This window comes from Petrocella sp. FN5 (genome assembly GCF_029210395.1).
GTDB lineage: Bacteria > Bacillota > Clostridia > Lachnospirales > Vallitaleaceae > Petrocella.
Map to the genome: position 1 here is coordinate 1 of NZ_JARGDP010000068.1, position 13895 is coordinate 13895.

The 13895-nt window shown below is 35.6% G+C and carries 10 protein-coding genes; 7 read left to right on the top strand and 3 right to left on the bottom strand.

Features of this window, described 5'->3' with window-relative positions; translation table 11 throughout:
- The first annotated feature begins 49 nt into the window (after positions 1-49).
- The 5 genes from P0N36_RS12545 (at position 50) to rplT (ending at position 8949) form a co-directional block, all read left to right on the top strand.
- A complete protein-coding gene (locus P0N36_RS12545; protein ID WP_275843198.1) occupies positions 50-3079 on the top strand; it encodes an AAA family ATPase in 3030 nt (1009 codons plus the stop codon).
- A gap of 183 nt (positions 3080-3262) precedes the next feature.
- Complete coding sequence (locus P0N36_RS12550) at positions 3263-7477, top strand: alpha/beta fold hydrolase (RefSeq protein ID WP_275843199.1); 4215 nt, start codon at positions 3263-3265, stop codon at positions 7475-7477.
- A 373-nt stretch (positions 7478-7850) separates the two neighbouring features.
- On the top strand, positions 7851-8354 hold the full coding sequence (gene infC, locus P0N36_RS12555; RefSeq protein ID WP_275843200.1) for a translation initiation factor IF-3: 504 nt from the start codon (positions 7851-7853) through the stop codon (positions 8352-8354).
- A 20-nt stretch (positions 8355-8374) separates the two neighbouring features.
- Positions 8375-8572 carry a 50S ribosomal protein L35 gene (gene rpmI / locus P0N36_RS12560; protein WP_125136195.1) on the top strand — a complete coding sequence of 66 codons (198 nt, stop codon included), beginning with the start codon at positions 8375-8377 and terminating at the stop codon, positions 8570-8572.
- 23 nt (positions 8573-8595) lie between these two features.
- On the top strand, positions 8596-8949 hold the full coding sequence (gene rplT, locus P0N36_RS12565; protein ID WP_275843201.1) for a 50S ribosomal protein L20: 354 nt from the start codon (positions 8596-8598) through the stop codon (positions 8947-8949).
- A gap of 94 nt (positions 8950-9043) precedes the next feature.
- Here rplT and P0N36_RS12570 read toward each other — a convergent pair whose 3' ends face one another.
- The 3 genes from P0N36_RS12570 to P0N36_RS12580 all read right to left on the bottom strand — a co-directional run bounded on the left by P0N36_RS12570 (position 9044) and on the right by P0N36_RS12580 (position 11488).
- On the bottom strand, positions 9044-9991 hold the full coding sequence (locus P0N36_RS12570) for a hypothetical protein (protein WP_275843202.1): 948 nt from the start codon (positions 9989-9991) through the stop codon (positions 9044-9046).
- Positions 9992-9993: 2 nt separating this feature from the next.
- Entirely contained in the window at positions 9994-10332 is a 339-nt protein-coding gene (locus tag P0N36_RS12575) for a PadR family transcriptional regulator (protein ID WP_275843203.1), read from the bottom strand.
- A 136-nt stretch (positions 10333-10468) separates the two neighbouring features.
- Positions 10469-11488, bottom strand: coding sequence for a LacI family DNA-binding transcriptional regulator (locus tag P0N36_RS12580; RefSeq protein WP_275843204.1), 1020 nt, complete (start codon positions 11486-11488; stop codon positions 10469-10471).
- A gap of 270 nt (positions 11489-11758) precedes the next feature.
- Here P0N36_RS12580 and P0N36_RS12585 point away from each other — a divergent pair, with 270 nt between their 5' ends.
- Together P0N36_RS12585 and P0N36_RS12590 are read left to right on the top strand one after the other, a co-directional pair.
- Positions 11759-12898 (top strand): glycoside hydrolase family 32 protein, encoded by a 1140-nt coding sequence (locus P0N36_RS12585; RefSeq protein WP_275843205.1) that lies wholly within the window; start codon positions 11759-11761, stop codon positions 12896-12898.
- A 223-nt stretch (positions 12899-13121) separates the two neighbouring features.
- A partial coding sequence (locus tag P0N36_RS12590; RefSeq protein WP_275843206.1) for an ABC transporter substrate-binding protein occupies positions 13122-13895 on the top strand: 774 nt, incomplete at its 3' end.

Consider the following 13895-nt stretch of genomic DNA (forward strand, 5'->3'; position numbering starts at 1 on the left):
AAGGTTTTTTAGATTACTCGGTAAACACCTTGACAAAGGAGATAGTGATATGAACATCATTAATGCAAAATTCAGCCCAACTGCGATAGAAAAAGCATTTATACAACGTTCAGAATTACTTGAAAAAATGACAAGAGACAAAGATAAGAATGTGATATTTGTGACCGCACCAGCAGGTTATGGTAAAACAACATTACTATCTCAATTCAACCATATGACCGATGAAAAAGTAATGTGGTATCATTTAGATGTGTTTGATAATGAAATTGTAACCTTTATGACCTATTTATCAGAAGGTATTGCAAGATGTCTTGGTAAACATCAAGAGGATATTATACCTTTTTTGAACGAAAGGATAAATCAAGGCGATATCAAAGGGCTAGTTGCAGACTTGTTAAATTACTTATCACAAAAGTCTCAGGATCATCTATGTATTATTTTTGATGATTTTCACTATCTTACAGAGGACCTTATTCATGAATGTATAGCTATTTTTATTAAATATATGCCATCTAATATACGCCTTATTATTGCATCAAGGACCCAACCTGCACTTGATTTGGATTTTTTATTTACCAGTCATCGTTTTGCAGAAATCAGTATTGAACAATTGAAGTTTTCTCAAGCAGAAGAAAATACCTTTATTGATAAAATTAAACCTAGCCATCAAGATATATACAATATAGAACTCATTAGGAAGAATAATGGGTGGCCTTTTGGGCTTAATCTCTTACAACATGCAATAAGTGAGAACCTTGTAAGTGGCTATGAGATTCAAGAACTTTACAAAAAATGCTTTGATAATATATTTGAAATGTTTGACGATCAAGAGTTTTTACGTTCTACTTGTCTCTTGGAGATATTAGATGTAGAAGCCTGTAACTATATTATCAATAGAACAGATGCCTATGACACGCTTATGAAAATGTCAAGAAAAGGCCTTTTTATTAGTAAAATTCATTCGGGTGTATTTAAATATCACGACTTGTTTAGAGATTATTTGCAAGAAAAAGTGTCGAATAAGAAAGAAGTTTATGAAAAAATAAGTGCTTACTATATACATAGAAATAATATTCTCGAAGCCATCGATTATTTACTCTTATCAAGGGACTATGATAAGGCAGATGCACTGCTAAAAAAAGACCAGTACATATATGTTTCTATTGCCTATTACTCAAAAATCTACCACTGGGAAAAGAAAATATCCACAAAAACGGCCTATCAATATGGGAGTTTTTCACTCATCAAAGCATTAATAGCCCTTAAGAATCTGGATGTAGAAAGTGGAAGACGCTTTATTGAAAATGCACGTACGCTTTTCTTGAATCAAAAGGAAGACGAAGGCTTATTAAAAGCAGATATTATATGGGTGAAGGTGTTGCGTATGGAATACAAGGCAGATGAAGCTTACGCCCTTGCCAATAGAATCTATAAAAAAATACAAGATCGACCACTAGATGAAAAGATGGATATTTTAAGTGAAAAATTATATATCAGCTCCTTTTTAAGCAGGGTAGATGAAGAATTTATTGTATTAAAAAATGAAATATTAGGGATTGACGAAAATCATATTAAAACTTCTGAGGTGCAGGTATTTGCGCTCTTAGAATATGCGGCTTATTTGATTGGAGAATATCGAACGGCTATGTCCATTCAAGCTAAGTATCGTGATAGAATATCTCCTTTGAATTCAATCATTTATACCATACGCATCTATATGGTTTGGGGACATCTGGAAGAAGGTAAAACCCATGTGTTAAAAGAAATTGACAATGCCAAGCGATTTGGTTTAAATGCCAATTTACCTGAGCTTTATGGTATTTTGGCAGAACTGGAATTTCATCATGGTGAATATGGCCATGCTGAAAAATATTTCAAAAAAACAATGGAGTGTTTTGAAGACAAAAACAATAATTTGTACCATTTAAGTACCTTTACCTATGCAACTATGTTGGCTTTTTTGGGACGTAAGGATGAAGCCTTAGAGATGGTAAGCAATTATTATCCCCGTATACCTAAAGATAACCATTTAGGTTATATGATGGTGGATATGATGTTATCTCAAATGTATTTAATTCTAAAGGATTATGACTTGGCGATTGAGTATGCTAAACGGGCAATGGTGCCTTCAGAAGCATTTGGTACAAAACTCTATGTGGCAACCTTAAGTGCTGTTATTGCAACCGCCTATTTGGCTAAGGGTGATGAAAGAAATGTCCTTAAGTATGCACAAACAACGATGGACTTATCTGAAAGTGGTTATTACATTCAGGACTTTATGACTTTTTATGAATATTACAAGCCTTTGTATCATTTTTGCATACAAAACAACATACACAAAGCTTTTATAGAAGAAATCAAAAATAGAGTAGGTCAAGGGTTAGTTGAGCAAGAAAAAAACGATTCAGAAAAACTATATGTTCGATTTTTTGGTGATAACATTGTAAAGGCAGGCGGAAAGCTTGTTCGTTGGCGAACGGTAAAAGCAAAGCATATCTTTTACTATTTACTTTATCATAATAAAACAGGTGTTACCAAGGACAAGCTTATGGACACATTTTTTGAACATTATGATTTAGACAAAGCCAATGGCAATATAAGGACATCCCTTACCTATATTAGAAAAGCAATGCAAGATGTTGGGTTTGAAGACATCGTATGGCAAGCCAATGGCCGCTATTTTATTAGTGATAAGTTCATTGCGACAGACTTGATGCGTTTTAGCCAATGCCTTGAAAGTATGAAAAACAGAGATGAAGATTTCATTTTATCAGCTAAAGCGTTAAGTGATTTTTATAAAGGTGCTTTTTGTGAAGATATTGATATCTATGAATTTAATCTGGATAAGGAAAAATATTTTACTGCGTTTCAAAATGCAATATTAAAAGCAGTATCATTGCTAGAGGAAAAGAAAGATTATAAAGAAGCCGTTAATTTTATGAATATTCTGATTCAACATCAAAACTATAATGAGAGCTATTACCAGAAAAAGGCAGAGTTGTATCACAAAATGGGTGATCAGGTTATGATGAAAAAAACAGACGAAGAATTATGGCGTATCAAGGAGAAAACAAGTTAGTTTATCATATATTTAGGGAAAACACATTCGATGAATGTGTTTTTTTTGTTAACAATTGGTTGATGAATTGTTAACAAGCTTTGTTGTACCATAAATAATTAGAAAGACAATTAGCAAGAGGAAGGAGGCAATTGGGAACATAGCTTTGGCATAGAACGAATATTATATTAGGAGGCGTAAGAAATGAAAGGATTAAAAAAAGGTGCAAAAAAACTCATTGCAATCATATTATCACTAGCAATTAGTATTCCTGCATTAACAATCAGTGCATCAGCTAAGTCAGACATTGAGAACCATTGGGCAGGTAACACGATTAAAGAATGGATGGAGAAAGGTTTGGCCAGTGGTTATGGGGATGGTTCGTTTAAACCGGACAACAGTATTACGAGAGCTGAATTCATGAACCTTGTTAACAATGCATTTGGCTATTCTGCAGAAGCAGAGATTCAATTTAGTGATGTTACAGAAGGCATATGGTATTATAACGTTATTCAAAAAGCAGTTGCGGCAGGATATCTTGGGGGCTATCCTGATGGTACAATGCAACCGAATAAACTAATTTCAAGACAAGAAGCAGCCATTGTCATAGCAAAAGTTAAGGCATTGACGCCAAATACTGATGCTACTATGAATTTTACAGATTCTAGTGAAATGGCATCATGGAGTAACGGCTATATAGGTGCGGTTATAGAAGCAGGATTAATGGATGGTTATCCGGATGGTAGCTTTAAACCTACGGCGCAAATAAAACGAGCAGAGGCCATAGTTGCTCTTAATCATGCCATGAGAACCCTAATTTATGACAAAGTTGGGACATATGGTCCGGTAACTGGAGCCGAGAGAATTGAAGGCAATGTCCTTGTTAAAGCAGACGGGGTTATACTACAAAACCTAATAATTACAGGAAGCTTGACCATTGATGAAGGGGTTGGACAAGGTGATGTCACTTTGAACAATATTACAGTTAATGGAGAAACCTATATTCGAGGCGGCGGTGAAAACAGTATTCATATTAATGGTGGTCAGTATAATAGGATTATCATTCAAGAAACAGCCGGTGGTGCGGTTCGAATCGTAGCCATAGATGTAGAAGGTGCAGATATTGTAATCGCAGAGGAAGCGGCAGGCGAGACGATTATACTTGAAGGAAAGTTTGATAGTATTCTATTGCAAGCCAATCAAGTAGCGTTACAAACACAAGGAAACACTGAGATAGTATCTATGACCGTATCAGAAAATATAAAAGACAGTACAATTCTTGTTGGCGCAAATACAACAGTTACAAAGCTATCCATTGAGTCACCAATTAAAGTGAGTGGTGATGGTAGAATCATAGCTGTTGATGTAAAAGCAGCGGGTGTTGTATTTGAGAAAGCACCAGTAGAAATCAATGTAACAGAAGGGATTCAATCACCTGTTGTTGAAAACACTTCAAATAATACTGGTGGAAGCAGTGGTGGTAGAAGCAGTGCACCTAGAACACAAACGATAACAGGTGTACTAACAGCCTCAGCAGGAGCACCGGATTTGTCTGTTGCTTCGATTCAATTGAAGCAATCAGGTGTCACTGTAGGATCCGTGATTCATCCGGCAGCAAATGGTACATATAGTATGAGTGGCGTTTTGGCAGGTGCAAATTACACAATCAACGTAAGCTTAGAGGGTTACTATGATTTTACAACGGCAGCATTTGCAGTGACGCAAGGCACCAATATCACAGGTAAGGACCTTCAAGTTGCAAGAAAAGAACCCATTATTACAACGGCTACCCTTGGGGAATATACAGCAATATCAAGAAATACAGCAGGATTAACATTAACAATTGATCTAACCTCCGGCAAAGTTTATGATATGCAAGTCGAGAATCTAGGTCATACCTTTGCAGAGGCTTTAACGGTAGAGGATGTAAATAATTGGGCCATTGACACAGGAACAACAGGATTAGTTCTTGATGCTATAAACAGAATCAATGATACCCAAGTGGAAATTAGTTTTACCGGCACAGCATCTGAAACAAGAGCATTTACCATACAGGCATTAGACACAGCAATTACTGGTGATTATGCCTTTGATAGCAATGTTTTACATTTTAGTGTTGTTGATGACGGTTTTATGAATGATGCAACAGGTACAAAGCAAGTTTATTATGCCGTTAATACGGATGTGACAGCCATGAAAGGTGTCGTTGTATTATCTCATGGTCTTGCAGAACATCTTGGCAGATATAATGAAGTAGTAGAGGTTCTTAATACAGCAGGTTATGGTACTTACAGAGTGGATCACAAAGGTCATGGAAGAACAGGTATTCAAAATGGAGATAAAGGGATTGTAGGCGCTTATAGTGAATATTATGAAGACCTAGATTTGATTGTTGATAGGGCAATATCTGAAAACCCAGGCAAGCCTATTTATATGTTAGGACACAGTATGGGTGGCTTAATTGCAGCAATGTATGGTGTGACCTATCCGGATAAACTGGATGGACAAATCTTATCAGGAGCAGCAACAGGCCCTTATTACCTAAATTTCGGAGCTGAAGATGCTTTTTATAGCCAATTTGGTGGAAATGCATTATACATGCTACCAAATAGCTTAACAAGTACTGTAAGTCGATACCCGGCAGTGCAAAACTATTATTTTGTAGATCCGTTAAGATTAACTGAATTTTCGGCACAACTATACTGGCAAACCTTTGCAGGTGGATCGAAATACTTAACAGATCAAATAGATGATGGACAGTACACCTATCCAGCATTGATTATCCATGGTGGCGATGACCGAATTGTTGCCAAAGCTTTTTCTGAAAGCCTATACAACAACATTGATTCAGCAGATAAAGAAATAGTCATCTATGACGGTTTATTTCACGAATCACTCAATGCAAGAAATGAAAAGTCAATTGTCATGAGTGATATTATTGATTGGCTTGATGCAAGAAATCAATCTGTTACTGGAACATTAACAGTCTCAGCAGGCATGCCGGATTTGACAGAGGCCACACTTCAACTAAAAAAAGACAATGTTATCGTTCGTACACCAATTCATCCATTAGCAGATGGAACCTATGATGTCTCAGGAATGACTGTAGGAACAGGATATACAGTAACAGCTTCCTTAGAAGGCTATTATGATTTTACAATAGCCGCATTTGAGATTACGCAAGGGTCCAGTGTTTTAGGTAAGGATATTCAACTAGCAAGAAAAGAACCTATTATTACAACACAAAACTCAACAACCATAACAAAAGCTGTTAGCGGGGCAAGCATTGTCATTGACTTAACCTCAGGAGAAGATCATCCTGCACAGATCATAAACTTAGGTCATACGTTTGCAGAGGATGCAACAGTGACGAACCCAGCTAACTGGACGGTATTGACAGGAACAACAGGATTAACACTTGAGTCTATTACTAGAAATTCAGATACTCAAGTTACACTTTCCTTCACAGGAGATGCGACCAATGCACGCTCTTTTAGTATTCAAGCAGATGCAGGAGCGATAACAGGTCCTTATGCATTTGATAGTAATGTATTATCATTTAGCGTAGTAGAGGACGATTTAATAATCGATGCCACTGGAACTAAAGCAATATATTATGCAAAAAACATTGAAGTTGATGGACCAATGAAGGCAGTCGTAGTAATTGTTCATGGCTTAGCAGAACATCTTGGCAGATATAATGAAACAACTGAAGCCTTAAACACCGCAGGCTATGGCGTATATAGGCTGGATAATAAAGGGCATGGAGAAACCGGTATCGCCAATGGAGACTCAGGGAATGTTGAAGCATTTGCTGAATACTATGAAGACATTGACATAATAGTAGAAATGGCAAAGGCAGATAATCCAGGCAAGCCAGTGTATATGATAGGGCACAGTATGGGTGGCTTGCTTACAGCAGCATACGGCGTAACGTATACAGATAAGCTGGCTGGACAAATCATATCTGGTGGCGCGACTGGACCATATTATATGGCTTTTGGTCTAGATGATGAAGCGTTTTATGCAGCAGTAGGAGGCGCTGAAGCCCTTGTACCAAACAGCTTAACCAGTACTGTGTGTAGATATCCAGCAATACAAGCATATTATTATGTTGATCCATTACGTCTAACATCCTACACAAGAAAACTCCAATGGGAAACTTTTGGAGCGGGATCAAAATATCTGGAAGATCAAATAACAGAAGGTAATTACACATACCCAGTATTTATATTCCATGGTGGCGATGACCGAATTGTTTCCAAAGCATTTTCAGAAAACTTGTATAGTAACATTAGCTCTGTAGATAAAACACTAGAAATATATCAAGGACTTTATCATGAATCGCTCAATGAAAGAAATGAAAAGGCAATCGTCATGAGTGATATTATTGATTGGCTCAATGTAAGAATTGACTAACTTATCAAGAATCAGATAATCTATAAAACCTCCTAGTAAGTTTACTGGGGGGTTTTATACGAGTGTACACAGTTTTATTGGTTATCCTTAAATAGTATTAATAAAGTATAGCCACTTTTCATATAAAAACCTAAAAAATATTGACAGGTCACCCGTGTCATGGTATGATTACACAGATAAAAGAAGAAGAGTATCCACTCTCACCTTAGAACTTCGTGTTACTTTGGTTCATATGAGTTATTAACTTGGCAGCGCCAAGTAGCTTATATATGTGGGTAGATCTAGGTCTAGCTTTTTTTTATGTTTATTCTTGTAAAAAGCAGACTCAAACAAACAGTATACCATATGGAGGTGTCCGACTATTAGCGAACAAATGATTAATGAGCAAATCCGAGACAGAGAAGTACGTGTTATTGATGAAGATGGCGGTCAATTAGGCGTCATGACATCAAGAGAAGCGTTGAACATAGCCAAGGAAAAGAACCTTGACTTGGTAAAAATCGCGCCAAAGGCGAAACCGCCCGTTTGCAAGATTACAGATTACGGCAAATTCAAGTATGAGCAAACGAAAAAGGACAAAGAGGCACGTAAGAAACAAAACATTATAAGTCTTAAGGAGGTGCGACTATCTCCGAATATCGAGCAGCATGATATTAATACAAAGCAGAAAAATGCGATTAAGTTTTTATCAAAAGGTGACAAGTTAAAAGTTGCCGTTCGATTTAGAGGTAGAGAATTAGCACATACAGCTATTGGTAGAGATATCTTATTACAATTTGCAAAAGACTTGGCGGACATAGCGGATATCGAAAAATACCCCAAAATGGAAGGTCGTAGCATGGTTATGTTCATGACCCCCAAAAAAGATGTCAAGTAATTTATAAGGAGGATTAAACAATGCCAAAAATGAAAACACACCGTGGTGCAGCAAAAAGATTTAAAAAGACCGGTACAGGAAAAATCGTGAGACATAAAGCTTATACAAGCCATATTTTAACGAAAAAAAGTCCTAAGAGAAAAAGAAATCTAAGAAAAGCAACCATCATGTCCGCATCAAACGCAAAAGTAATCAAGAAATTATTACCATACTTATAATAGATCGTTAGGAGGTTTAAAACATGGCAAGAATTAAAGGCGCAATGCATACACATAAAAGACATAAAAGAGTATTAAAATTAGCTAAAGGATATAGAGGTGCAAAATCCAAGCAATTTAAAACAGCTAAGCAAGCAGTTATGAAGTCAGGTATGTACGCATACATCGGCAGAAAGCTTAGAAAAAGAGATTTTAGAAAACTATGGATTACAAGAATCAACGCAGCAGCGCGTATGAATGACATTAGCTATTCACAACTTATGCACGGATTAAAAGTTGCCGGCATAGAAGTCAATAGAAAAATGTTGGCAGAAATGGCTGTAAATGATGCACCTGCATTTTCAAAACTTGTAGAAAAAGCAAAAGCAAACGTATAAGTATTATAGATGAAAAGCATAATAAAAACAGCTCTCCTTGAATCGAAATACAATTCAAGTAGAGCTGTTTTATTATGTAAGTATGGATATAGGATTAGGATTTAATAATATAAAACTTGATGAATTTAATGGCTTTTGCAATGGTTTCAATGAAGCCGATAATAGCAATTAATAGGATGATAGCTCTAAATCCAATGATGGAAGTGTAATTAAGATAGAGCGTTGCATCAAACACCATTCGTAAGAGTAAACCGGCACTTAAAACTTCAATCAATAAATCATAGAGAACCATTCTTTTTGTTTGAGTGCCATATAATAGATTGAAGATATGATAGATGATTTCTCCAAACCATAGTAGACTTAGTGGTATTAAATAAATCTTGAACAAATCAATATTGAGATTATGGCCTAACAAACCGGATATACCAAAAGCATTCTCGGCAATTGTGGGCAAGAAGGGCATGGTATTGATAATTACAATGAAGATAAGGATAAAGAAAATGGAGATACCACTTTCGATTTTAGATTCCCCTTCAGGCCCAATATGGATATCAGCCAGTTCTTTAGGGGTCCAGTCATCTTCTAGATCAATATCATAATCCTTATTTAAACGCGTTAGTATAATGAAACCAAGTGCCACCCAACCTATGGCACTTAAACTGGCCCCTAAGATCTGTGCAAGGGTTTGAGCAATCATTACTATGATTCTATTGGGTGTTACTTCCCCTTCAAATAAGCCAATAAGAAAAATGATTGTAAAAGCAATACTTAGGGCAAAGACAATGATTTTACTGATAAAGAAAAATAAGTCTGTATAACCGCTGCTGATGACAAGGTTATTTTCTTTGTAACGATTGGCCACTTGACGCGGCGTACCATAAGCGGTAATGGCGGCCTCTAATTCTTTCTGAGTTGGATTCTCACCATAAGTTGCTTCAATCTCATCAAGAAGGGAAGCATAAAGCTCTTTTTTTATGTCTTTACGGCTATTGTAAGGCAAGTATTTGCCGATTGCGTAGATGTATTGTTCTATAATTTTCATAATCAGACCTCCTCTAACATAGTGTTAATAATCTTATTTGTTTCTTGCCAATGAGCGGTTAAGTCACTTAGGACTTCAAGCCCTAGTTGGCTGATTTGATAATACTTTCTTGGTCGTGATTCCGTCGTATCCCAGCTGCTGCTAAGTAATGCTTGTTTTTCAAGTCTTCTAAGAAGTGGGTATAAAGTGTTCTGCTCGATGTCAATACCGAGGCCTTGTAATGCTTGCACTAAGGCGTAACCATATGTAGATTCTTTTGTATTTAGAAGGACACTTAACACCAATGTACCTCTTTTTAGTTCCCCAACGAGATTCGAAACAATAACGTCTTTTTGACTCATACAATCACCAACTTTCTTACTGTTAATATAATTATACTGTACAACACACACTATTGTCAAGAAAAAATACAGTACATAGTTTAAGATATACTGTATTTCAAAGCATTTATGTTTATTAGTTGAAAGGATAAGGCTACTAGGATCTTTCAATAAGGAGAGGGTTTAATGTAATCGCATTTTTTGAGGTTATTCTTCTACTTACTAATTCCATTAAGAGTTTAATAGAATGAGTAGACATCTCATGTATAGGGTGTCGGATACTTGAAAAACGGTAGCTTTTTGCAAGTATGGTATCATCAAAACCAATTAAATGGTAATGTACATTAAGTATGAGATGGTACTTTGATGCCATCGTAATAAATTGTATAGCGATAATATCATTGCCACATAGCACACCAACATTTGAGTGCCCTTTGTCTTTATTTTCTATTAAAGACGGAATGAAAATGGTATCAAGATGATCTTTGATATAAGTGTGGATTACTTTTTCTAATTGGATTGAGTTATTTGTTTCAGTTGGGTGGTGCAGATAATTGGACTCAATAAAATTCAAACCGTTTGCATATAACTCATTTTTATAGCCTTCTAACTTTAAATCTTTTCCATAGGGTCCTTGACCAATATATAAAAAATGTTGCACACCTTTACGAATGAAATAATCCGCGGCTAAAGCCCCACCTTTTTCATGGGATATAGAAATAGAATTAAAGTTAGAATGGACATGGGTAATAATCACTGTTGGAATTTTATACTTGTCGAGTATTTCTAAGTTCTCATCAGATTCGGGTACAATAATAACACCATCCACTTGACGTGCAATAAAATTCTTAAGATTATTTTGCTCAATTAAGATATTGTTTTCGCAGTTATGCAAGATAATGTTATACCCAATTGAACGTGCTTCATACTCAATGGATTCAATTAAGTCCATAAAATATGGGTTAGATATTGAAGTCACACTTACACCAATTAAAAATGAGTTCTGATTTTTTAAGGTTTGAGCGGCTCGATTTGGTTGGAAACCAACAGACTCAATGACTTGCAATACTCTTTTACGTAATTCTGGATTAACATTCGTATTACCATTGATCACCCGAGATACTGTTGGCTGTGAAACATTAGCAAGTTTTGCAATTTCTTTCATATTATAATTCATATTACCACCTTGAATAGCTATTCTTAAAATTAGTTTAACATAGTCTATTGAAAAATAAAAGACATAAAAAATAATAACCCTATAATGGGCAACTATTGACAAAAAGATTATGTGAAGATATAATTAAGAACCAGATAGAATACGTATTCATAATAAAAATGTAATAGGTCATTCTTTGTATTGCAATTAAAAGTAAAAATAAAAATGAAAGGATCGATGCTTTCTTTATAAGAGCATCTTACAGATATAATGGAAATAAGAAAAAAGAAAATGAATAAACATAAAGAAAATGAGAATAATTGTCCCTATGATGCGACATATCATTTTAAACCTAATAGGGGTTGGATGAATGACCCTAATGGATTAATATATGTTGATGGCTATTATCATATGTTTTTCCAACATGACCAAATAGATCATGTATTTAAAGGCATGTCCTGGGGACATGCAGTTACGAAAGATTTTATTCATTGGGAGGAACTGGAGGTGGCAATTAAGCCGGATGAATTAGGTGTGATCTATTCAGGATGTACGATTATAGATCGGCACAATCACTCTGGATTGGGAAAGGACTCAATTCTTGCCTTCTATACGTCTACATTGCCGAGACAGCAACAAAGCATGGCTTATAGTCTTGATAATGGAAAAACATTTACTAAGTATCAAGACAACCCTATCATTTCCAATCATCCGTTATCAAATATACCGGATGATTTCAGAGATCCAAAAGTGATTTGGCATGAAAACACAAAAAAATGGATCATGCTTATTGCTGCATTTAATCGCGTATATTTTTGGACTTCTAGGGATTTAATTCATTGGAAGAAAGAACATGAGTTTTATGATGAAATGAATAAAGACATCGGTGTTTTTGAGTGTCCGGATTTATTTGAATTGCCAATACATGGTAATAATACCAATGGCAACAAATGGGTGCTTTTGCTTAGCAGTAATATGGGTGGAATAAATGGAGAAACCTGTACTCGCTATTATACTGGTGACTTACAGATTGATGCGCTTGGCTACATCTCATTTATAAGAGATGATCAGTCTTTTAGAATAATGGATTTTGGTAAAGACAACTATGCATCCATAACATGGTCTAATGTTTTAGACAGAACTGTACTGATTGGCTGGATGAACAATTGGGAGTACGCATTTCAATTACCAACAAAAAAATGGAAAGGTATGATGACCCTGCCAAGAGAACTAAGTATTCAATCTTTTTCAGGGGATTTAAAACTAGTCTCAAAACCAGTTGCCGAGATTGAAGTTTTTTTTGAAAATGGTGAATATGTTATGTCAGATTTAGTATTCCCAATTACACCTTATACAAATATAAGTTTATATGGTGGTGATGAAATGAATGTAGCTAAAGCACATATCAGGACACTGGACATGACAATATAGCCTGACTACGTATGCCTGAGTAAAAAATACGTAAACTTGATGAAAAATATAATTGACAGCATAAACAAATTAGATTATAATTAAAACATCAAGAATACGTATTCACAACAAAAGGGAGCTATTGTTGAAATGTAACCAAAGTAAAAGTGACAAAACTAAGAAAACTTAATTTTGACATTTTGCAAACAATGAAGAATGAGATTTATATTTGAGGAGGAAAAAAATGAAGGCATTTAGTAAAATGGTAGCAGTGCTCTTAGTGCTTGTATTATTAGCATCGATGATGGGGTGTGGTCAAGAGGAAAACATAAATGCAGATGAAAGTGGTAACGGGGAAGTAGCAGGAGATGAAGCGGCAGAAACATCAGATGCGGATGAAATGATTGAAATATCATTTTTAAACAGTAAAAATGATATTAATGATCAAATTATTAGTGCAACCGAGAAATTCAAAGAAAAACATCCCAACATAAGCATCAATGTTCTATCAACAGATCAATCACCGGTTGAAAGAGCTTCAACCTTATATGCATCAGGAACACCGGCAACACTTGTAATGTTAGATTCAGGCGATATTAAAAGATTTTCCGATAAAGCATTGGATTTATCTGGAGAAAAATGGGTTCAAGACCTAGCCCAAGAATCACTTATTGACGGTAAAGTTTTAGGATTTCCTTTTGCTGTAGAAGGTTATGGTTTGATCTACAATCAAGAAGTATTGGACAAAGCGGTTGGGGGGACTTTTGATCCAAGTACAATTAATACTCAAGATGCATTAGAAGACTTGTTAAAAAAAATCCAAGCTACAGGTGTTGAGGCATTGGCAATTGGAAGTATGAACTGGTCTTTGGGGAATCACTTTCTAGCCATTGCATATGCGACTCAAGAAGGCAAAGAAGTTGATGAAGTGCTAAGAGAATTAAAAGCAGGGGAAGCAAAATTTGCTGACAATGTGGCTTATCAAGGTTTGATGGACACTTTTGATATTATGAAAAAT